General features: G+C 70.3%; 14 protein-coding genes, 1 pseudogene and 1 riboswitch. Of the genes and pseudogenes, 8 read left to right on the top strand and 7 right to left on the bottom strand.

Going from position 1 to position 20,355, the window contains the following annotated elements; all coding sequences use genetic code 11:
- The coding region (locus ML340_RS06885; RefSeq protein WP_240098043.1) for an integrase core domain-containing protein at nucleotides 1-220 on the top strand (220 nt) is incomplete at its 5' end.
- Between the two features lie 29 nt (nucleotides 221-249).
- Here ML340_RS06885 and ML340_RS06880 read toward each other — a convergent pair.
- From ML340_RS06880 to ML340_RS06870, 3 genes and pseudogenes are all read right to left on the bottom strand, one after another.
- A pseudogene (locus tag ML340_RS06880) lies at nucleotides 250-477 on the bottom strand (acyl-CoA thioesterase); the annotation flags it as partial.
- The gene (locus ML340_RS06875; protein WP_240098041.1) at nucleotides 467-1,465 is read right to left on the bottom strand and encodes a ribonucleotide-diphosphate reductase subunit beta; all 999 of its coding nucleotides are present in this window, start codon (nucleotides 1,463-1,465) and stop codon (nucleotides 467-469) included. The pseudogene ML340_RS06880 and the gene ML340_RS06875, both read right to left, overlap by 11 nt.
- Nucleotides 1,466-1,482: 17 nt before the next feature.
- Nucleotides 1,483-3,873, bottom strand: coding sequence for a ribonucleoside-diphosphate reductase subunit alpha (locus ML340_RS06870; protein ID WP_240098039.1), 2,391 nt, complete (start codon nucleotides 3,871-3,873; stop codon nucleotides 1,483-1,485).
- 184 nt (nucleotides 3,874-4,057) lie between these two features.
- Nucleotides 4,058-4,274: riboswitch (cobalamin riboswitch) on the bottom strand.
- 222 nt (nucleotides 4,275-4,496) lie between these two features.
- On the opposite strand from ML340_RS06870, the gene ML340_RS06865 reads away from it, so the two are divergent.
- The 4 genes from ML340_RS06865 to ML340_RS06850 all read left to right on the top strand — a co-directional run bounded on the left by ML340_RS06865 (nucleotide 4,497) and on the right by ML340_RS06850 (nucleotide 8,696).
- Nucleotides 4,497-5,648: an SPFH domain-containing protein gene (locus ML340_RS06865; protein ID WP_240098037.1), complete on the top strand. Its 1,152-nt coding sequence runs from the start codon at nucleotides 4,497-4,499 to the stop codon at nucleotides 5,646-5,648.
- A gap of 24 nt (nucleotides 5,649-5,672) precedes the next feature.
- Nucleotides 5,673-6,974: a TFIIB-type zinc ribbon-containing protein gene (locus tag ML340_RS06860; RefSeq protein ID WP_240098035.1), complete on the top strand. Its 1,302-nt coding sequence runs from the start codon at nucleotides 5,673-5,675 to the stop codon at nucleotides 6,972-6,974.
- On the top strand, nucleotides 6,971-7,231 hold the full coding sequence (locus ML340_RS06855; protein ID WP_240098033.1) for a hypothetical protein: 261 nt from the start codon (nucleotides 6,971-6,973) through the stop codon (nucleotides 7,229-7,231). Before ML340_RS06860 ends, ML340_RS06855 begins: the two co-directional genes overlap by 4 nt.
- A gap of 64 nt (nucleotides 7,232-7,295) precedes the next feature.
- Complete coding sequence (locus ML340_RS06850) at nucleotides 7,296-8,696, top strand: alpha/beta hydrolase (RefSeq protein ID WP_240098031.1); 1,401 nt, start codon at nucleotides 7,296-7,298, stop codon at nucleotides 8,694-8,696.
- A 28-nt stretch (nucleotides 8,697-8,724) separates the two neighbouring features.
- On the opposite strand, the gene ML340_RS06845 is transcribed toward ML340_RS06850, so the two are convergent.
- The 3 genes from ML340_RS06845 to ML340_RS06835 all read right to left on the bottom strand — a co-directional run bounded on the left by ML340_RS06845 (nucleotide 8,725) and on the right by ML340_RS06835 (nucleotide 13,821).
- Nucleotides 8,725-9,009 carry a hypothetical protein gene (locus ML340_RS06845; RefSeq protein ID WP_240098029.1) on the bottom strand — a complete coding sequence of 95 codons (285 nt, stop codon included), beginning with the start codon at nucleotides 9,007-9,009 and terminating at the stop codon, nucleotides 8,725-8,727.
- Nucleotides 9,010-9,080: 71 nt separating this feature from the next.
- Nucleotides 9,081-10,163 carry a dihydroorotase gene (gene pyrC / locus ML340_RS06840; RefSeq protein ID WP_240098027.1) on the bottom strand — a complete coding sequence of 361 codons (1,083 nt, stop codon included), beginning with the start codon at nucleotides 10,161-10,163 and terminating at the stop codon, nucleotides 9,081-9,083.
- A 217-nt stretch (nucleotides 10,164-10,380) separates the two neighbouring features.
- Nucleotides 10,381-13,821 carry a methylmalonyl-CoA mutase family protein gene (locus ML340_RS06835; protein ID WP_240098025.1) on the bottom strand — a complete coding sequence of 1,147 codons (3,441 nt, stop codon included), beginning with the start codon at nucleotides 13,819-13,821 and terminating at the stop codon, nucleotides 10,381-10,383.
- Between the two features lie 109 nt (nucleotides 13,822-13,930).
- Between ML340_RS06835 and ML340_RS06830 the strand changes: the two genes are divergently transcribed.
- The 3 genes from ML340_RS06830 (at nucleotide 13,931) to ML340_RS06820 (ending at nucleotide 17,235) form a co-directional block, all read left to right on the top strand.
- Nucleotides 13,931-14,779, top strand: coding sequence for a ChaN family lipoprotein (locus ML340_RS06830; RefSeq protein WP_240098023.1), 849 nt, complete (start codon nucleotides 13,931-13,933; stop codon nucleotides 14,777-14,779).
- 152 nt (nucleotides 14,780-14,931) lie between these two features.
- Nucleotides 14,932-16,032, top strand: coding sequence for a Glu/Leu/Phe/Val dehydrogenase dimerization domain-containing protein (locus ML340_RS06825; protein ID WP_240098022.1), 1,101 nt, complete (start codon nucleotides 14,932-14,934; stop codon nucleotides 16,030-16,032).
- A 45-nt stretch (nucleotides 16,033-16,077) separates the two neighbouring features.
- Nucleotides 16,078-17,235 (top strand): isovaleryl-CoA dehydrogenase, encoded by a 1,158-nt coding sequence (locus ML340_RS06820; RefSeq protein ID WP_240098020.1) that lies wholly within the window; start codon nucleotides 16,078-16,080, stop codon nucleotides 17,233-17,235.
- 33 nt (nucleotides 17,236-17,268) lie between these two features.
- Here the strand turns inward: ML340_RS06820 and ML340_RS06815 are convergent, their stop codons facing one another.
- The gene (locus ML340_RS06815) at nucleotides 17,269-20,244 is read right to left on the bottom strand and encodes an autotransporter serine protease (protein WP_240098018.1); all 2,976 of its coding nucleotides are present in this window, start codon (nucleotides 20,242-20,244) and stop codon (nucleotides 17,269-17,271) included.
- Between the last annotated feature and the right edge of the window lie 111 nt (nucleotides 20,245-20,355).

Below are 20,355 nucleotides of genomic sequence, written 5' to 3'. Positions count from 1 at the left end.
TGGCACTGCCGAGAGCCTGAACGGGAAGTTCCGGGACGAGTGCCTCAGCATGGAATGGTTCCGGAACCGGATCGAGGCCCGGGCGATCATCGAGACGTGGCGCCGCCACTACAACGAGGACCGCCCGCACTCGAGCCTCGGCTACCGGACACCCAAGCAGTTCAAGGACGAGTTTCAGCAGCAACAACCCGCATCAACCACCCGAGCCATCCTCAACTAATCGGTGGCCCGAAAAAAACCGGCAGGTCAGCCTTGCCGGATCGGGCGGCGGAAATCCACCTGCTCCGAGCGCGCGGTGACCACGGTGCGGCGCGCATGGCGCGAGGCGGCGATGAACGCCGCCTTGTCCATCCAGGCCAGGGCCTGGCCGCCGAACAGGGTGCCGAGGTGGTTGGCGTGGTCAGGGAACACGATCTCCTGCAGGCGCGCGTGCGGGGGCCGTGCGTGGCCGTCGGCGCGTGCGGCGTCAGAAGGCATGGTCGAACGCCACCTCGCCCTGTACTCCCACCTGGTAGGCCGAGACCCGCCGCTCGAAGAAATTGGTCAGCTCCTGCACGTCCTGCAGTTCCATGAACGGCAGCGGGTTGCGCACGTGGTACTGGCGCGCCATGCCCAGCCGCTCGAAGTGCTGGTCGGCGCAGTGCTGCAGGTACAGCCGCATGTCGCGCAGGGAGATGCCCGCCACCCCGCCGGCCAGCACGTCCTCGGCGAACTGCAGCTCGCACTCGATCGCCTCGGACAGCATCGCCCGCACCTGCGCTTCCAGCTCGGCATCGAACAGGTCCGGCTCCTCGGCGCGGATGGTGCGCAAGCATTCGAACGCGAACTGCATGTGGCAGCTTTCGTCGCGGAACACCCAGTTGGTGCCGGAGGACAGCCCCGGCAGCAGCCCGCGCGAACGGAAGTAGTACACGTAGGCGAACGCGGCGAAGAAGAACAGGCCCTCGATGCAGGCCGCAAAGCAGATCTGGTTGAGCAGGAACTGCCGGCGCTGCTCCCGCGTCTGGATGCGCGCCAGGCCCTGCAGGGAGTCGATCCACTTGAAGCAGAATTCGGCCTTCTTGCGGATCGAGGGGATGTTCTCCACCGCCGCGAACGCGCGGAAGCGTTCCTCGGGATCCGGCAGGTAGTTGTCCAGCAGGGTGAGGTAGAACTGCACGTGCAGCGCCTCCTCGTATAGCTGGCGCGAGAGGTACATGCGCGCCTCGGGCGCATTGAGGTGCTGGTACAGGTTCAGCACAAGGTTGTTGGCGACGATCGAGTCGCCGGTGGCGAAGAACGCCACCAGCCGGTGGATCAGGTGGCGGTCGGCCGGCGTCATCTTGTGGCGCAAATCGCCGAGGTCGATCTCGAAGTTGATCTCCTCCACCGTCCAGGTGTTGCGGATCGCGTTGCGGTACATCTCGTAGAACTGCGGGTAGCGCATCGGCCGCAGGGTGAGGTCGAAGCCGGGGTCGAGCAGCATGGGGAGGCGGTCGGCGTTCACTGGCAGGCCTCGCAGCTTTCCGGGTTCTCCAGCGAGCAGGCCACCGCCTGCGCCGGGGTGTAGCGGGCAACAGTGGTCTTGGCGATCTTCGTGGCTGGCCGCGAACGCAGGTAGTAGGTGGTCTTGAGGCCTTTCTTCCAGGCGTACATGTACATCGACGACAGCGCACCGATGCTCGGGCTCTCCATGAACAGGTTGAGCGAGGCGGACTGGTCGATGAAGGCGCCGCGCTCGGCGGCCATGTCGATCAGGCTGCGCATCGGCAGCTCCCAGGCGGTGCGGTAGACCTGACGCAGCACCTCCGGGATCTGCGCGAGGCCCTGGATCGAGCCCTCCGCCAGCTTGATCGCATCGCGCATCTCCGGTGTCCACAGGCCCAGGGCTTTCAGTTCTTCCACGAGGTAGCGGTTCACCTGCAGGAAGTCGCCGGAGAGCGTCTCGCGCTTGAACAGGTTGGACACTTGCGGTTCGATGCACTCGTAGCAGCCGGCGATCGAGGCGATGGTCGCGGTCGGCGCGATCGCCACCAGCAGCGAATTGCGCAGGCCGTGCTGGCGGATGCGTTCGCGCAGCGCGTCCCAGCGCGCCGGTTGCTCCGGCGCCACGCCCCAGGCGTCGAACTGCAGCTCGCCGCGCGCGGCGCGGGTCTCGGCGAAGGCCGGATGCGCCCCCAGCTCCTGCGCCAGCGCGCAGGAGGTCTCCAGCGCATGGAAGTAGATCTCCTCGGCGATCCGGCGCGAGAGCGCGCGTGCCGGCGCGCTGTCGAACGGCAGGCGCAGGCGGAAGAACACGTCCTGCAGGCCCATGCAGCCCAGCCCGACCGGGCGCCAGCGCAGGTTGCCGCGGCGCGCCGGCTCGATCGGGTAGAAATTGAGGTCGATCACCCGGTCCAGCTGGCGCACCGCCATGCGCACGCTCTCGGCCAGCTTCTCGAAGTCGAACTGCCCGTCCGCGTCGAAGTGGCGCGCGAGGTTGATCGAGCCGAGGTTGCACACCGCGGTCTCGGCGTCGGAGGTCACCTCGAGGATCTCGGTGCACAGGTTGGACAGATGCACCACGTTGCCGGGCAGCGCGGTCTGGTTGCAGGCGCGGTTGCACTTGTCCTTGAACGCCATCCAGCCGTTGCCGGTCTCGGCCAGGGTGCGCATCATCCGCGCGTACAGCTTGCGCGCTGGCAGCGCGCGCACCGCCCGTCCCTGCGCCTCGGCCTGCAGGTAGGCATGCTCGAAGTCCTCGCCGTACAGGTCCACCAACTCCGGCACCTGCGCCGGGTCGAACAGCGACCACGGCTGGTCGGCCTCGACCCGGCGCATGAACAGGTCCGGCACCCAGTTGGCGAGGTTGAGGTTGTGGGTGCGCCGCGCCTCGTCGCCGGTGTTGTCGCGCAATTCGAGGAAATCCTCGATGTCGGCGTGCCAGGTCTCCAGGTAAACGCAGGCCGCGCCCTTGCGCTTGCCGCCCTGGTTGACTGCGGCGACCGAGGAATCCAGCGTCTTCAGCCACGGTACGATGCCGTTGCTGAAGCCATTGGTGGAGCGGATCAGCGACCCGCGCGCGCGCACCCGGCTGTAGCTGATGCCGATGCCGCCGCTGAACTTGGACAGCTGCGCGACCTGGCCATAGCGCTGGTAGATCGATTCCAGGGTGTCCTGCGGCGAGTCCAGCAGGAAGCAGGACGAGAGCTGCTCATGGCGGGTGCCGGCGTTGAACAGGGTCGGGCTGGACGGCAGGTACTCCAGCCGCGCCATGCCCTGGTACAGCGCGACCGCCTCGCCCACGTCCTGGCTCAGCGCGCAGGCGATGCGCATGAAGAACTGCTGCGGGGTCTCGATCACCTTGCGGGTGTGCGGATGGCGCAGCAGGTAACGGTCGTACAGGGTACGCAGGCCGAAATAGTCGAATTCGCGGTCCAACTCCGGCGCGATCGCGGCGTTGAGCTTGCGCGCATGCGCCTGCACGAAGCCGAGCAGGCGGTCGTTGGCCAGCCCGACCTCGTGCGCGCGCTGCACCGACTGCGAGAAGGCGTGGATCTCCTGCCCCGCCACTTCCTTGGCGATCACCCCGGCCAGCAGGCGCGCGGCCAGGCGCCCGTATTCGGGCTCCTCGCCGGTCAGCAGCGCGGCGGTGCGGATCGACAGCTCGTCCAGCTCGGCGGTGGTGGCGCCGTCGTACAGGCCGGAGATGGTGCGGGTGGCCACCCGCATCGGTTCCACCGCGTGCAGGCCCTCGGCCGCACGGGTGATGGCACGCACGATCTTGTTGAGGTCCACCGGCTCGCTGCGGCCGTTGCGCTTGGTCACGCGCATGCCGGTGGCGGTGGGCGGCGGGGTGAGATCGAACGCGGGGGCGGCAGGCGCGGCGGCCAGCGCGGCATCGGAAGGCGACATCGTGGTTCTCCATGCATGACGCACGGGCCCGGGCCTGTCCCTCGCAGGCGCGGATGGCGTCGGAACCACAGGCTGGCGGCGCGGTGTCGCAGGAGCTGCGACGCGGCATGCGCGCGCATGCCGGCCCTGCCCTGCTGCACCGGCCCTCTCCCCCCGGAGATTCCGCGGCCGGCACCGCGCGGCGTGCTTCGCGCGGCTGTCGGCAGGTCTTCGGGCTCGTGGATGTGGCAGGCCAGGCCTGCCGCCTCGGTCGCACCTTCCCGGGACCGCCGTCCCAGTGGTCGCGCGACGTCGTCTCCACCTACCGCTGCGGGGCAGCGCCGGCTTGGGCTTGCGCCGCACCGGCTTCCCTTTTCATCCGACGGGTTGTGGCCGCCGGAACCGACGGACACAACATATTGGGGCATGGCGCAGGCGTCAAGCGGAACCGCACGACATCCTCACTAGCGACGGATGACAGCGGTCACTGCCGCAGCGCGCGGCGATCGCCGACCCTGCCGCTGGCCGCCCGCCGGCGCGCCCTGCGTATGCCCTGCACGCAGCGATGCGGCGACGGCCGGTCATCGCGGACGGGTATGCTGCACCGCGGCCGGCGGTCCCGGCCACACACGGGAGAGCACGCGATGGGTCTGGTACAGGCGGTGAAGGGCGCGGTCGGTGGCATGCTGGGCGACCAGTGGAAGGACTTCCTCACTATCCCCGACGGCCTGGCCCCGACTGCCGCGCTGTTCGCCGCGGTGCCGCGCGGCACCAATGCCGGGCGCGGCTCCAACGTGCACGGCTCGGCCAACATCATCAGCAACGGCTCCAAGATCGTGGTGCCGGAAGGCTACGGCCTGCTGCTGATGCAGGACGGCAAGATCACCGCGCTGGCGGCCGAACCCGGCGGCTACGAGTGGCGCTCGGACGATTTGCAGTCGAAATCGGTGTTCGCCGGCGATGGTCTGCTCGACCCGCTGGTGATGCAGAGCTGGGAACGCTTCAAGTTCGGCGGCATCCCCGCCAGCCAGCAGCTGGCGTTTTTCGTCTCGCTGAAGGAACTGCCCGACAACCGCTTCGGCACCCAGTCGGAGATCTACTGGGACGACGGCTTCCTCAACACCCAGGTGGGCGCCATCACCCGCGGCTCCTACACCCTGAAGATCGTCGATCCGATCCTGTTCGTGAAGAACTTCGTGCCGGCCAGCTACCTGCAGCCGGGCCGAGTGTTCGACTTCACCGACCTCGACAACCCCGCCGCGACCCAGCTGTTCAACGAGGTGGTGGCCTCGCTGGCGCCGGCGTTCAGCCGCTACACCAACGATCCGGCCAAGGGCAACCGCATCAGCCGCATCCAGCAGGATTCGGTCGGCTTCGCGCAGAGCCTGGGCGAGGCTGTGGAGGCCGGCTACCAGTGGAAGTCCAGGCGCGGGCTGATGATCGTCAAGACCGCGATCGTCTCGATCGAGTACGACGCCAATACCCGCGAGCTGCTGAAGACCGTGCAGCGCGCGGATGCGCTGTCCGGCGCGCGCGGCAACTCCAACCTGCAGGCCAGCGTGGCGCAGGGCATCCAGGCGGCCGGCGAGAACGGTGGCGCGGCCGGGATCGTCGGCCTCGGCATGGCCTCGGGCATGCTCGGTGGCCTCGGCGGCCTGCAGCAGCCGACGGCGCCGGCCGCACCGGCCGCCGACGACCCGGTGGCGAAGCTGAAGAAGGCCAAGGAGATGCTCGACCTCGGGCTGATCAGCCAGGCCGACTACGACGCGCTCAAGGCCAAGGCGCTGGGCCTGTAATCCACGCCGCACCCCGCCCGCCCCATGCCGACGCCCCCACCGCCGCCCGCGCCCACCGGCCCGGGCTCGCCGCGCGACGTGCCGCCCGCGCCGGGCAGCCTGCCGCTGGATCCGGACACCCTGCCCGGCCCGGTCCGCGACGAGCTGCTGGCGCCCGACCCGGTCGCGATCGACACCGCCGCCGAGGAACTCAAGGACGGCCTCAACCGCTGCCCGCGCTGCGGGGCCAGCGAGATCCGCCAGAAGCCCGGCAGCGACCGGCTGATCTGCCTGTACTGCCGGCACGAGTGGCAGGCCGAGCGGGTCGAGGAGGCGTTCGGCCTCGGCGAGGGTATCGACCAGCTGCGCGGCACGGTGGTGGCCTCCGGCGCGCGCGACATCGACGCCGGCACCGACGCCCTGGTGAGCTTCAAGTGCGCCGGCTGTGGCGCCGAGGTCACGGTCAACACCCAGACCAGCATGACCGCGCGCTGCCACTGGTGCCGGCACGTGTTCGGCGTGAACGAGCAGATCGCCAACGGCGCGGTGCCGGACGCGGTGCTGCCGTTCCACATCAAGAAAACCGACGCGGTGGCGCGCATCCGCCAGTTCGTGGACAAGCGCCGGCTGTTCGCGCTGAAGGAATTCAAGGAGCAGTTCACCCCGGAGAACGTGGTCGGGGTGTACCTGCCCTACATGATCGTGGACGCCAACGCCAGCGCCGAGGTGGCCGGCTATGGCGAGATCGAGACCCGCCGCTACACCCGCGGCAGCGGCAATGACAAGAAGACCTACTACGACGCCGACGTGTACCGGGTGCAGCGCGCGCTCGACTTCACGGTGGACGATTTGCCGCTGGAATCCTCCCGCCAGCGGGTGAACCTCGACACCCGCGCCAACACCAACAACATCATCAACACCATCCAGCCGTTCGACACCAAGAACGCGGTGAAGTGGAACGCCTCCTACCTGGTCGGCTACAGCTCCGAGAAGCGCGACCTCAACGTGGACTGGCTGCGCCCGGTGCTGGAGGACCAGCTGCTGTCGATCGCGCGCTGCCGGCTGGAGGGCTCGGTCCACCAGTACGACCGCGGCGTGCGCTGGGAGGAAGAGGCGATCGAGGTGCACGGCAGCCGCTGGGTCGCGATGTACCTGCCGGTCTGGCTGTATTCCTACCACCAGCCCGGGCCGAAGGGCGGGATGCTGCACTACATCGCGGTCAACGGCCGCACCGGCGAGACCATGGGCAGCATCCCGGTGCAGCACTGGAAGCTGCTGCTGGCCGCGCTCGCCATCGGCAGCGTGCTGGAAGGCATCGCACTGTGGATCGTGGGGCATATGGGATGAGCGACGACGGCGGACTCTGGCTGCTGCTGCTCGGCCCGGCCGGCGCCGCCGGCTTCTACTGGGCCATGTACCGGTATTACCGCAATACCGACAAGTCGCACGCCTACGAGCGCGAGACGAAGGTCGAAGGCCGGCCGCCGACCGGCAGCGACTTCAAGGTCGACACCGTGACCGGCACCCGCGAAACCCGCATCCGCGGCGACAACGTGCGCGACTACCGCCGGCGGGTGCGGCGGGTGCGCCGCGACAGCGGCTGACGCCGCGCCGGCGCGGCATCGGGCATGATCGGCGCCGGCCATTGCGCCGGATACCCCATAGCCGATGCCCGCCCCGCCGGATCAACGCCACTCCACTGCCGAACCGCTGCGACGGCTGCTGTGCGCGCGCGACGCCGACGAGCCGCTGCAGCCCTGGCACACCCTGCCGGTGCAGGAACCGCCAGCCGCGGCCCTGCGCGGGATGGACTGGGACGCCTACGTAGCAGCGGAAGCGCACCTGCTGGACGCGGTGCAGGTGCGGCTGGCCGCGGCGCTACCGTCCCGGACTCCACCGTCCCTGCCCGGCCGCTACGCCGGCGAGGCTGCGGTGCATGCGGGCAACCGCTCCTTCCGCGCGCTGCCGGACGGGCCGGTGCGCGGCGCTGCGGTGCTGGTGCACGGACTGAGCGATGCGCCCTACAGCCTGCACAGCCTGGCCGCGCTGTACCGCGCGCACGGCCATGCGGTGGTGGTGCCACGCCTGCCGGGGCACGGCAGCGTGCCCGCCGCGCTCGGCCGGGTCGAACGCGCGCAGTGGCAGGCCGTGCTGGCGCTGGCGATCGCCGAGGCCCGGCGGCTGGCGGGTGCCGGCCGGCCACTGCAACTGGTGGGCTATTCCAACGGGGCCGCGCTGGTGCTGCTGCACGAACTCGCCCGCCTCGCCCGCGGCGAACCGGCCGTGGCCGAGCGGCTGGTGCTGCTCTCGCCGATGATCGCAGTCGGCGCGTTCGCCGCGCACGCCGGCCTCGGCGGCCTGGCGGCGCACCTGCCGCTCCATCTGCGCGCGGCCTGGGTGCGGATCCGCCCGGAGTACGACCCCTGCAAATACACCTCGCTGCCGGTGCATGCCGCGCGCGAATCTTTCCGGCTGACACGCACCGTGCAGGCCGCGCTCGATGAGCTGCAGCACCAGGGTCGCCTGCACACGCTGCCGCCGGTGCTGGCCTTCCAGTCGGCGCTGGATGCGACGGTGGACGCCGACGCGGTCGCCACCCGCCTGCTGGATCGCCTGCCGGCCGGCGGGCATGCGCTGGTGGTGTTCGACGTCAACCGCGCGCACCCGCTGGCGCCGTTCCTGCGTCCCGGCCTTGCCGACTGGGGCCAGCGCCTGCTGGACGGGCCGATGAGGCCCTATGCCGTAAGCGTGGTCGGCGCCGGCAGCACCGCGAATGCCATGGCGAGCGTTCGGCACCGTGCGGCAGGCGAAATCAACAGCCGCAGCCGAGCCCTTGCGCAGATCTATCCGCCCGACCTGCTCTCGCTCTCGCATGTGGCGCTGCCGTTCCCGCCGGACGACCCGCTGTACGGCGCGACGACCGCGCGCGCGGCCGGACTGGCGACCGCCTCGCCCGCTGCGCGCGGGGAAACCGGCGTGCTGCGCCTGCCGCGCGAGGAGCTCGAGCGCATCGGCCACAACCCCTTCCATGCCTACCTGTGCGCGCGGATCGCCGAGGGGTTGCACTAGCCCTGGGGGTACTCCCTGCCGGGACCGCTCAGGCGAGCTTCTGCAGCTCGCGGCTCGCCATCGCCGCGGCCGTCTCCAGCAGCTGCGCCTGCGCCGCCTGGCGCGGGCCGGTCTCGCGCACGGCCGCCTGCAGGCCGTGCACATAGGCGGCCAGCAGTTCGCGCGCGTTGTACTGCTGGGCGAGCGCCTCGAGGGTGGCGGTCACCGCATCGCGCAGGTGCCAGTCGACGTTGCGGCCGGCCTCGGCCTGACGCGCGAGATCCACGACCTGCAGCACGTGCGGGGTGACCAGGCCGACGACGGTGGCTTTCATGGCGACGACGTCACGCAGGGCGGTGGCCGCAAGATAGCGCGCGCCACCGCACGCGCGCGAGAGGGCCGCATTCAGGCCTGCAGCCGCCAGCCCAGCGTCTCGCCCCGCGCCAGCGGCACCAGGGTGCGCGTACCGAACGGCAGCTCGGCCGGGATCACCCATGCCTCCTTGCGCAGCGTCACCGTGCCAGTGTTGCGCGGCAGGCGGTAGAAGTCCGCGCCGAAGTGGCTGGCGAAGCCCTCCAGCCGCTCCAGCCGGCCGGCGGCCTCGAACGCGGTGGCGTACAGCTCCAGCGCGTGCAGGCCGGTGTAGCAGCCGGCGCAGCCGCAATCGGCCTCCTTGTCGCCACGCGCATGCGGGGCCGAATCGGTGCCCAGGAAGAAGCGCGGGTTGCCGCTAGTGGCGGCCTCCAGCAGCGCGCGCCGGTGCCGTTCGCGCTTGAGCACGGGCAGGCAGTAGTAATGCGGGCGAATGCCGCCGCTGAAGATCGCGTTGCGGTTGTACAGCAGGTGGTGCGCGGTGATGGTGGCGGCGATCTCGCCGTCGGCCTCTCGCACATAGTCGGCCGCCTCCTGCGTGGTGATGTGCTCCAGCACCACGCGCAGCCCCGGGAACTCGCGGCGCAGCGGGATCAGCGTGTGTTCGATGAACACCTTCTCGCGGTCGAACACGTCGATCTCGCGGTCGGTCACCTCGCCGTGGATCGCCAGCACCAGGCCCGTCTCCTGCATGGCCTCCAGCGCCGCGCGGGCGTGGCGCAGGTCGGTGACGCCGGAATCGGAATTGGTGGTGGCCCCCGCCGGGTACAGCTTCACTGCATGCACGAAGCCGCTGGCCTTGGCGGCGCGGATCTCCTCCGCCGGCGTGTTGTCGGTGAGGTACAGCGTCATCAGCGGTTCGAAGTCCGAGCCCGCCGGCCGCGCCGCCAGGATGCGCTCGCGGTAGGCCGCCGCCAGCGCCGTGGTAGTCACCGGCGGCCGCAGGTTCGGCATCACGATCGCCCGCGCGAACTGCGCCGCCGTATGCGGCAGCACCGCCGCCAGCGCCTCGCCATCGCGCAGGTGCAGGTGCCAGTCGTCGGGCCGCGCAAGGGTCAGCGTAGTGCCGGCCGGCACCGCCGCAGGCGCGGGGACGTGGTGGGAAAGCGTGGGCATGCGCGGTTCCGGAAAGTAATTGAGCGGCCCGGGCATTGTGCCAGTTCTTTATCAATGCCCGGCTGGCCTTGCAGCTCAGCCCATACACATCCATCGCCTACCGATCCAAGATCGGCCGCATGGCCCTGAAGGCGCCTGCACCAAATTCGAATCGCTGCCTGGGCACACGCGATCGGAGTATTAACTCCCTCACGCTTTGCCAGTCAACCACCGACGGCTACATATTCCGCCTGTACTCCCCACCCACCTCATACAACGCATGGCTGATCTGCCCCAGCGAATGCGTCTTCACCGCTTCCATCAGCGATTCGAACACATTCCGCCGCTCCCGCGCGGTGGCCTGTAGCGCACGCAAGCCCTCGGCCGCGTAGCCGTTGCGGTTGGCCTGAAACGCGGCCACGTTGGCGATCTGCTGCCGCTTCTCCTCTTCCGTGGAGCGGATCAGCTCGATCTCGGTGACGATGTCGCCGCCGTGCTCCTTGGGCAGGAAGGTGTTGACGCCCACCAGCGGCAGGCTGCCGTCGTGCTTCTTCTGCTCGTAGTACAGGCTTTCTTCCTGGATCTTGCCGCGCTGGTACATGGTGTCCATGGCGCCCAGCACGCCGCCGCGCTCGCTGATGGCCTCGAATTCCTTGTAGACGGCCTCTTCCACGAGGTCGGTGAGCTTGTCCACGATGAAGCTGCCCTGCCACGGGTTCTCGCAGAAGTTCAGCCCCAGCTCCTTGTTGATGATCATTTGGATGGCCACGGCGCGGCGCACGGACTCTTCCGTGGGCGTGGTGATGGCTTCGTCGTAGGCGTTGGTGTGCAGGCTGTTGCAGTTGTCGAACAGCGCGTACAGGGCCTGCAGCGTGGTGCGGATGTCGTTGAACTGGATCTCCTGCGCGTGCAGGCTGCGGCCGCTGGTCTGGATGTGGTACTTCATCATCTGGCTGCGCGGGCTGGCGCCGTAGCGCTCGCGCATGGCGCGGGCCCAGATGCGGCGGGCCACGCGGCCGATGACGGTGTACTCCGGGTCCATGCCGTTGCTGAAGAAGAAGCTCAGGTTGGGCGCGAAGTCGTCGATCTTCATCCCGCGCGCCAGGTAGTACTCCACGATGGTGAAGCCGTTGGACAGGGTGAAGGCCAGCTGGCTGATCGGGTTCGCCCCGGCTTCGGCGATGTGGTAGCCGGAGATGGACACCGAGTAGAAGTTGCGGACGGCGTGGTCCACGAAGTACTGCTGGATGTCGCCCATCATGCGCAGGGCGAACTCGGTGCTGAAGATGCAGGTGTTCTGCGCCTGGTCTTCCTTCAGGATGTCGGCCTGCACGGTGCCGCGCACGGTGCGCAAGGTCTCGGCCTTGATGCGGGCGTAGGTCTCGGCGTCCACCAGCTGGTCGCCGGTGACGCCCAGCAGGGCCAGCCCCAGGCCGTCGTTGCCTTCCGGCAGCGGGCCTTGGTAGCGCGGGCGCGGCTTGCCTTCAAAGAGGGCGTCGATCTTCTTCTGGGACTCCGCCCAGCGCACCGGGTCGGCCTGCAGGTACTTCTCCACCTGCTGGTCGATGGCGGTGTTCATGAACATCGCCAGGATGATCGGCGCCGGGCCGTTGATGGTCATCGACACGCTGGTGGTGGGCGCGCACAGGTCGAAGCCGGAGTACAGCTTCTTCATGTCGTCCAGCGTGGGCACGTTGACGCCGGAGTTGCCGATCTTGCCGTAGATGTCCGGGCGCGGCGCCGGGTCTTCGCCGTACAGGGTCACGCTGTCGAAGGCGGTGGACAGGCGCGCGGCCGGCTGGCCCAGGCTGAGGTAGTGGAAGCGGCGGTTGGTGCGCTCCGGCGTGCCCTCGCCCGCGAACATGCGGATGGGGTCCTCGCCGGTGCGGCGGTACGGGTACACGCCGCCGGTGTACGGGTAGTAGCCCGGCAGGTTTTCCTTCTGCAGGAACACCAGCAGTTCGCCCCAGGCTTTGTAGGTGGGCGCAGCGATCTTGGGGATCTGCTGGTGGCTGAGCGACTCGCGGTAGTTCTCCACGCGGATGGTCTTGTCGCGCACCTGGTATTCGTTCACCGGCTCGGTGATGGACTTCAGGCGGGCCGGCCAGTCGCGCAGCAGCTTCAGCGCCTCGGAATCCAGCGACTGGATGGCGTCGTTGTAGCGCTGGCGCAGGGTCTTGAGGCTGCGGTCGTCGCCCTCGGTGAGGGCTTCGGCCGGGTACAGGTCCAGCGCCTTCGGCAGCCGCGGATCGCCCAGTTCCTTCAGCGCGTCCCACAGCGACTGCGCGCGGTCGGCGATCTCCGCCTGCGATTCGATGCGGGCGTTGATCTGGCGGCCCTGCTCGGCGATCTCCGCCAGGTAGCGGACGCGGTTGCCGGGGATGAGGACGGTGGCGCGCGGCTCCTTGAGGGTGGTGTCGATGTGCGGGGTCCACTTGCCCGCGTCCAGCGCCAGCTTCTCGCGCAGCAGGCGGCACAGATTGACGAACATCCAGTTCAGTCCGGGGTCGTTGAACTGGCTGGCGATGGTGGGATAGACCGGGACGTCCTCATCCTTCAGGTCGAACCTCGCGCGGTTGCGCTTCCACTGCTTGCGCACGTCGCGCAGGGCGTCCTCGGCGCCGCGCTTGTCGAACTTGTTGAGCACCACCAGTTCGGCATAGTCCAGCATGTCGATCTTCTCGAGCTGGCTGGGCGCGCCGAAGTCGGAGGTCATCACGTACACCGGGAAATCGACCAGGTCCACGATCTCCGAGTCGCTCTGGCCGATGCCGGCGGTCTCCACGATGACGAGGTCGAAGCCCAGCGATTTCAGGAATGCGATGCAGTCCTTCAGCACCAGGTTGGTGGCGGCGTGCTGGCGGCGGGTGGCCATCGAGCGCATGAACACGCGCGGGCTGCGCAGGCTGTTCATGCGGATGCGGTCGCCCAGCAGCGCGCCGCCGGTGCGGCGGCGGGTGGGATCGACGCTGATCACCGCGATGTGCATGTCCGGGAAATTGGCCAGGAAGCGGTTCAGCAGCTCGTCGGTGACCGACGACTTGCCGGCGCCGCCGGTGCCGGTGATGCCCACCACCGGGGTCTTGTGGCCGGCCAGCTGCCAGTGCTTGCGCAGGCGCGCCAGCTCGGCCTCGGGCACCGCCGATTCCTCGATCGCCGAGAGCATGCGGCCGATGTCGATCTCGTCCTCGAACGCCACCCGGTGCGGCATCTCGGCCGGCAGGCGCGCGGCGCCGGCGCGCCTGACCACGTCCTCGATCATCGCCACCAGCCCCATGTGCATGCCGTCGTTGGGGTGGTAGATGCGCTCCACGCCGTAGGCCTGCAGCTCGCGGATCTCCTCCGGGGTGATGGTGCCGCCGCCGCCGCCGAACACGCGGATGTGCGCGGCGTTGCGCGCCTTCAGCATGTCCACCATGTACTTGAAGTACTCCACGTGCCCGCCCTGGTAGGACGACAGCGCGATGGCGTCGGCGTCCTCCTGCAGCGCGGCGCGCACCACCTCCTCCACGCTGCGGTTGTGGCCGAGGTGGATGACCTCCGCGCCCTGCGCCTGGATCAGGCGGCGCATGATGTTGATCGCGGCGTCGTGGCCGTCGAACAGGCTGGCGGCGGTGACGAAGCGCAGCGGAGTGGCGTCGGGTTGCGGCGCGGGAATCCGGGAGGCGGGCGTGCTCATGGGGCGTGGGCCAGGGTGTCGGGCGGACCGCCGCCGGTGCGACGGTTTCATTCGAACCGATTGTAGCGCGCAGGGTAGGATGCGCTTTCCGCCCCTGCCTGACCCGCCCATGCGCCTGTTCCATACCGCACTCCTCGCCCTCGCCTTGCCCGCCGCGCTGCTGCTGGCCGCCTGCCGGCACCCCAGCCCTGCCGCACCCGCGGCGTCTGCCGCTGCTGCCGCGCCGCAAGTGCTGCTGCTGGGCGAAGTACACGACAACGCCGCCGGCCACGCCGCGCGCGCGGCGCGGTTGCGCAAGCAGGTCGAGGCCGGCTGGCGCCCGGCGATCGCGATGGAGCAGTTCGACACCGCCATGCAGCCGGCGCTGGACGCGGCCATGCGCGAGTGCCGCGACCCCGACTGCGTGATCGCGCGCGCGGCCCCGGGCAAGGCCGGCTGGACCTGGGACTACTACAAGCCGGTGATCGCGCTGGCGCTGCAGTACCAGCTGCCGCTGTACGCGGCCAACCTCTCGCGCGCGGACGCCGCCAAGGTGGTCAAGGACGGCTTCGCCGCGGCGCTGCCAGCAGGGCTGATCGCGCGCTACCGGCTGGACGCCCTGCCACCGCAGGTGCTGGCCGCACAGGAGGAGGAAGTCCGCGGCAGCCACTGCGGCGCGCTGCCGGAGGCGCTGGTGGCGCCGATGGCGAAGGCGCAGGTCGCGCGCGACGTGGTGATGGCCGAGACCCTGCGCGCGCACGCCGCCGGCGGGGTGGTGCTGATCGCCGGCAACGGCCACGTGCGGCGCGACATCGCGGTGCCGTTCTGGCTGCGTCAGCAGGGCCTGGCACCGCGCGCGGTCGGCTTCCTCGAGCCGGGCGCGGACGCCACCGCCTTCGACGCGGTCGAGCGCATCCCCGCCGCAGACCGGCCCGATCCCTGCGCCGGCTTCCAGGCGCCGCCGGCGCCGCGTGGCTGATCCCGGGCCGCCCACGCTGCGCCCTACGCCGGCGTATGCGGGGCGTCCGCCGCGCTTGCACTAGAATGCGCGCGCCGCGGCCGGGCCGCGGCATCGTCTTTCCCACCCCATGCGCGGCCGCCGCATCCGGCCGGCCCCGCCGGAGCCTTTCCATGATCTTCGAGACGCTGGACACCTACGGCCACGAGCAGGTCGTGTTCTGCCACAACAAGGACGCCGGCCTGAAGGCGATCATCGCCATTCACAACACCGTGCTGGGTCCGGCCCTGGGCGGCACCCGCATGTGGCCGTACAAGAGCGAGGCGGAGGCCCTCAACGACGTGCTGCGGCTCTCGCGCGGCATGACCTACAAGAACGCGGTCGCCGGCCTCAACCTCGGCGGCGGCAAGGCGGTGATCATCGGCGACCCGGCCAGCGACAAGTCGGAGGCGCTGTTCCGCGCGTTCGGGCAGTTCGTGGAATCCCTCGGCGGCCGCTACATCACCGCCGAGGACGTCGGCATCGACGTCAACGACATGGAGTACGTGTACCGCGAGACCGAGTACGTCACCGGCGTGCACCAGGTGCACGGCGGCTCCGGCGACCCCTCGCCGTTCACCGCCTACGGCACCCTGCAGGGCCTGATGGCCACCCTCAACCGCAAGTTCGGCGACGAGGAGGTCGGCAAGTACTCCTACGCGGTGCAGGGCCTCGGCCACGTCGGCATGGAGTTCGTCAAGCTGCTGCGCGAGCGCGGCGCCAAGGTGTTCGTGACCGACATCAACCCGCAGCGGGTGGCGCGCGCGGTGGAGGAGCACGGCGCCGAGGCGGTCGGGCCGGAGGAGATCTACGACGTGGCGGCCGACGTGTACTCGCCATGCGCGCTCGGCGGCACCGTCAACGAGCAGACCCTGCCGCGGCTGAAGGCCAAGATCATCTGCGGCGCGGCCAACAACCAGCTGGCCAGCAACGCGATCGGCGACGAGGTGGCCAAGCGCGGCATCCTGTACGCGCCGGACTACGCGGTAAACGCCGGCGGGGTGATGAACGTCTCGCTGGAGATCGACGGCTACAACCGCGAACGCGCGATGCGCATGATGCGCACGATCTACCACAACCTCGGCCGCATCTACGAGATCGCCGACCGCGACGGCATCCCGACCTACCTGGCCGCCGATCGCCTGGCCGAGGAGCGGATCGAGAAGATCGGCAAGCTCAAGCTGCCGATGGGCCGCGGCACGCCGCGCTTCAAGGGCCGCATCCGCGGGCACTGACGCCGCGTCCCCGCCCCCGGCGATCGACCACAGGAGCCACGGCCCATGCGCATACCGTCCCTCGGCGAAGAACTGGATGCCCTGCGCGAGGCGGTGCGCCGCTTCGCGGAGGCAGAGATCGCGCCGCGCGCGGCCCAGATCGACCACGACAACCTGTTCCCCGCCGACCTGTGGCGCAAGCTCGGCGGGCTGGGCCTGCTCGGCATCACGGTGCCGCCGGAGTACGGCGGCGCCGGCATGGGCTACCTCGCGCACCTGGTGGCGATGGAGGAGATCAGCCGCGCCTCCGGGTCGGTCGGCCTCAGCTACGGCGCGCACTCCAACCTGTGCGTGAACAACCTCTACGCCAACGGCACCCCGGCGCAGCGCGCCCGCTACCTGCCCAAGCTGTGCAGCGGGGAGTGGGTCGGCGCGCTGGCGATGAGCGAGCCGGGCGCCGGCTCGGACGTGGTCGGCTCGATGGCCTGCCGCGCGGTGCGCGATGGCGACGCCTGGGTCGCCAACGGCAGCAAGATGTGGATCACCAACGGCCCCGAGGCCGACGTGCTGATCGTGTATATGCGCACCGCCGGCAAGGAGGCTGGCAGCCGCTGCATGACCGCCTTCATCGTCGAGAAGGGCATGCCGGGCTTTTCCACCGCGCAGAAGCTGGACAAGCTCGGCATGCGCGGCAGCAACACCTGCGAGCTGGTGTTCGAGGACTGCCGGATCCCGCACGAGAACGTGCTGGGCGAGGTGGACCAGGGCGTGCGCGTGCTGATGCGCGGGCTCAACACCGAGCGCCTGGTACTCACCGGCGGCCCGCTCGGGCTGATGCAGGCGGCGCTCGACGTGGTGCTGCCGTACGTGCGCGAACGCCGCCAGTTCGACGCCCCGATCGGCAGCTTCGGGATCATGCAGGCCAAGCTGGCCGACATGTACGCCGCGCTGCAGGCCAGCCGCGCGTTCGCCTACCAGGTCGCGCGCGACTACGACGCCGGCCATAGCAGCCGGATCGACGCCGCCGCGTGCCTGCTGCAGGCCAGCGAGGCGGCGGTCCAGGTCGCGCTGGAGGCGATCCAGGCGCTCGGCGGCAACGGCTACATCAACGAATACCCGACCGGCCGCCTGCTGCGCGACGCCAAGCTCTATGCGATCGGCGCCGGCACCAACGAGATCCGGCGCATGCTGATCGGGCGCGAGTTGGTCGCCGGCCAGCACTAACGCCCGCCGCCGGACGCGGCGGGCGCCTTCGGCTCAGAACCGGTACTGCGCCTGCACGCTGGCCAGGCGCTCGCTGCCGGCCACGCCGCGGCGCTGGCCGAGATCCAAGCGCAGGCCCGCGCGCGGCGTGAACGCCGCATCCAGCCCGATCCCGAGCCAGCGCGCCTGGCGGCCGAGGCCGATGCCCTGCAGCGGCGCCCACTGCTCCAGCCCGGTGTAGCTGGCGGCGAACACCAGGCCGCTGGCGGCCAGGGTGCGCTGCCATTCGGCGCGCGCGTCCGCGCGCAGGGCGAGCCCGCCCCACTGCCAGGCGTGGCTGGCGCGCAGGCCGGCCAGGCCTTGCCAGCGCTGGCTGTCCCAGGCCTGGGCCTGCAGGCCGAAGCCGGTCAGGCCCTGCTCGGCGAAGCCATCGTTCCAGATGCGCACGTACTGTGCGCCGGCGTACGGCACCAGCGCCAGCGCGCCGAGATCGAAGCGGCGGCCGGCCTCGGCATACGCGCTGGCATAGCGCCCGCCCAGGCGCGCGGCGACGCGCTCGTGCTCGAGGCCGAGCACCAGGTTGCGCTCGAGCTGGCGGTCGAAGCTGCCGCTGGCCAGCTGCAGCTGGCCGTACCACGTCCCCTGGCGCGCCAGCAGGTAGGCCTGCGCCTGCCGCTGCACGCCCTGGCTGCGGTCGCCGAGCGCGGACAGCCAGCTGCGCTGCCACTGCCGCTGCAGGGCGACACCGGCGACCAGCCCCGGCCCCAGCCGCCAGTCGTTGCCGACCAGCTCGCCGCGGCTGTCCAGCGCGATCGCATCGAACCCGCTCTGCGCCAGCTGGCCGCCGGAGGCGAGGTCGCGGTACCAGCCGCCGGCCCGCCACGGATCGCGCGCCAGCGCGTCCAGCCGCCCTTCCAGCGCGCGCCGGCCGGCCTCGATGCCATCCAAGGTCAGGGCCGCATCGGCCGCGTGCAGCTGCCCGCCGAGGCTGCGCAGCGACAGGTCGGCGCTGGCGATGCTGGGGGCCTGCTGCAGCGCGCCGGCCGCGGCGATGAACGCGGCACTGGCGGTCACCGGCAGCTGCCCGGCCAGCTGCGCGTCGAGGCCCTGCATCGCGCCCTCGACCCGCTGCGCGGCGAGCTGGGTCGCCAGCGGCAGCCCCATCCCGGCCACCGCCTTGGATACGTCGATGCGGGTGATGTTGAGGAACACGTTGTTGGGGTCGTAGCCGAGGCTGGCGTCGAGGAACACGTTCGGCGCCGCCTTCAGGCTGGCGAAGGTGCCGCTGACGCCGCCGTTGGCGGTCAGCAGGGTCTCCTTGGCGCTCGTGGTATAGCCGCTCTTGACCCCGAGGATCGACATCTGCCCGGCGAGGCTGGCGCTGCCGGTGACCTTGAGCGGGCTGCCCAGCCAGACCCCGAGGTTGCCGCTACTGGCCTGGGTGAAATTGCCGGCGATGGTCGCCGGCGCCGATGCCCCATTGAGGAATAGCCCGCGGTTGTCCACGTTGCCGCCGAGCGCGCCGCTGGCCCACACGGTGGCGCCGCTGGCGATCATCAGGTTGGAGGCCAGGCCCTTGCGGATGTCCAGCCCGCCGCCGTTGACCCGGGTGTCGCCGCTGAAGCGGCCGGCCTCGGCCAGGGTCAGGGTGCCGCTGCCGTCCTTGATCAGGCCGCCGCTGCCGACGATCTCGTTGCGCCAGACCGAGGTGCCGCTGAAGGACACCGCGAAGTCGCCCCAGGCGAAGTTGCTCGGGCCGTTGGCGGCGCGGGTCACGTCTAGCAGGCCCCAGCCGAACACCGGATCCACCCCCGGCGCGCCGAGGTCCTTGGCCCCGCCGAGGATCAGCTGGCGCACCTGGTCGTTGCTCAGGTACGGGAACGCCGACCACACCACCGCCGCCGCGCCGGACACCAGCGGCGCCGCGTAGGAGGTGCCGCCGCCGCGCAGCAGGCCGCTGTTGGCGGCGGAGGTCGCCGCCGGGTCGATGTAGGTGACGTTGCCCGGCGCCACCAGGCAGTAGTTCATCGCCTGCCCGCACTGCTGCGAGTAGTCGGTCAGCTGGGTCGGATTGGCCGGATCCAGCGCGCCGACCGTCAGCCAGCCCTTCTCCAGCGCCGGGTCGTTGGCCTTGGTCGGCAGCATCGCGTTGTCGGACGGATTGCCGACGTAGCGCGGGTCGCGCCCGCTGTTGCCGTTGGCGAACACGATGATGCCGCCGCGCCCGACCACGAACTGCTTCCAGGCGTTGGCCAGTTCGGTGCTGAGCGCCGGATCGTTCCAGTACAGCCCGCCCCAGGAGTTGTTGATGATCCTGGCGCCGGCGTTGGCCAGCTCGGCGTTGATCGCGGCGAAGAAGTCGCCGTAGCCCTGACCGGCGTGGATCTCGTTGCCCGCGCCGGAGCCGTCGTCGGACGGCGGCGCGTCGCTGATGATGCGCGAGGAGACGATCAGCGCATCCTGCGCCACCCCGCCCGGCCAGGTGCCGGTCTGGTTGGAGTAGGTGCCGTCCTGGTTGTAGTAGATACCGGTGGCCGGGCGCCCGGCCGCCAACTCCGCGACCACGGTGCCGTGGCCGATCTTGTCGTCCACGCTGAGGTCGTTCGGCGGCGAGGAGACATGCACGAAGTTGCGCACCACCCGCCCGGCCAGGGTCGGGTTGTTGCGGTTCACGCCGGAATCCACCAGTCCGATCGTCACTCCCTGCCCCTTGAGCCCCGCACCCAGCGCACCGGCGGCATTGGTCAGGATCAAGTGCTGGGCCAGGTTCGGGCTGGCGAAGCTGATCGGTGCGCCCTGCGCCGGGATCGCCGGCGGATTGAGCTGGGTCAGGCTGGCGTCGTTGGCCACGGTCGGGGTGAAGCCGATCCCGCCCGGCGTGGTCGGCGGCGGCGGGGTCGAACGGACGTTGCTGCCGCCGCCTCCGCACGCAGTGAGGGCCAGCGCGATGGCGCACGGCAGCAGGGCGGAAGCGAGAGCAACACGGACGCGCGGCGCGCGCAGGGCGAGAAGCGAGTTCGGGAGAGACATGGGGCGGTCGGGCTGAATGCGGCGGCGGCCACCGGGCGCGCCTGGCCGGAGTGTGCCTTGTAGGCCGTTTCATGCGCCTCTGCAACGGCCCTGTACCTGAACCGGGCACCC

This window comes from Thermomonas flagellata (genome assembly GCF_022419185.1).
GTDB lineage: Bacteria > Pseudomonadota > Gammaproteobacteria > Xanthomonadales > Xanthomonadaceae > Thermomonas > Thermomonas flagellata.
Note: the sequence above shows the minus strand (reverse complement) of the source record. Positions and strands in the feature narration are given on the sequence as shown.

Bases quoted from the DNA above. Each gene is read 5' to 3' on its own strand.
- ML340_RS06875 (WP_240098041.1), bottom strand. From the start codon at position 1,465: ATGCTGCTCGACCCCGGCTTCGACCTCACCCTGCGGCCGATGCGCTAC.
- ML340_RS06815 (WP_240098018.1), bottom strand. From the start codon at position 20,244: ATGTCTCTCCCGAACTCGCTTCTCGCCCTGCGCGCGCCGCGCGTCCGT.
- ML340_RS06855 (WP_240098033.1), top strand. From the start codon at position 6,971: ATGAGCGACGACGGCGGACTCTGGCTGCTGCTGCTCGGCCCGGCCGGC.
- ML340_RS06865 (WP_240098037.1), top strand. From the start codon at position 4,497: ATGGGTCTGGTACAGGCGGTGAAGGGCGCGGTCGGTGGCATGCTGGGC.
- pyrC (WP_240098027.1), bottom strand. From the start codon at position 10,163: ATGCCCACGCTTTCCCACCACGTCCCCGCGCCTGCGGCGGTGCCGGCC.
- ML340_RS06835 (WP_240098025.1), bottom strand. From the start codon at position 13,821: ATGAGCACGCCCGCCTCCCGGATTCCCGCGCCGCAACCCGACGCCACT.
- ML340_RS06870 (WP_240098039.1), bottom strand. From the start codon at position 3,873: ATGTCGCCTTCCGATGCCGCGCTGGCCGCCGCGCCTGCCGCCCCCGCG.
- ML340_RS06830 (WP_240098023.1), top strand. From the start codon at position 13,931: ATGCGCCTGTTCCATACCGCACTCCTCGCCCTCGCCTTGCCCGCCGCG.
- ML340_RS06845 (WP_240098029.1), bottom strand. From the start codon at position 9,009: ATGAAAGCCACCGTCGTCGGCCTGGTCACCCCGCACGTGCTGCAGGTC.
- ML340_RS06820 (WP_240098020.1), top strand. From the start codon at position 16,078: ATGCGCATACCGTCCCTCGGCGAAGAACTGGATGCCCTGCGCGAGGCG.
- ML340_RS06825 (WP_240098022.1), top strand. From the start codon at position 14,932: ATGATCTTCGAGACGCTGGACACCTACGGCCACGAGCAGGTCGTGTTC.
- ML340_RS06850 (WP_240098031.1), top strand. From the start codon at position 7,296: ATGCCCGCCCCGCCGGATCAACGCCACTCCACTGCCGAACCGCTGCGA.
- ML340_RS06860 (WP_240098035.1), top strand. From the start codon at position 5,673: ATGCCGACGCCCCCACCGCCGCCCGCGCCCACCGGCCCGGGCTCGCCG.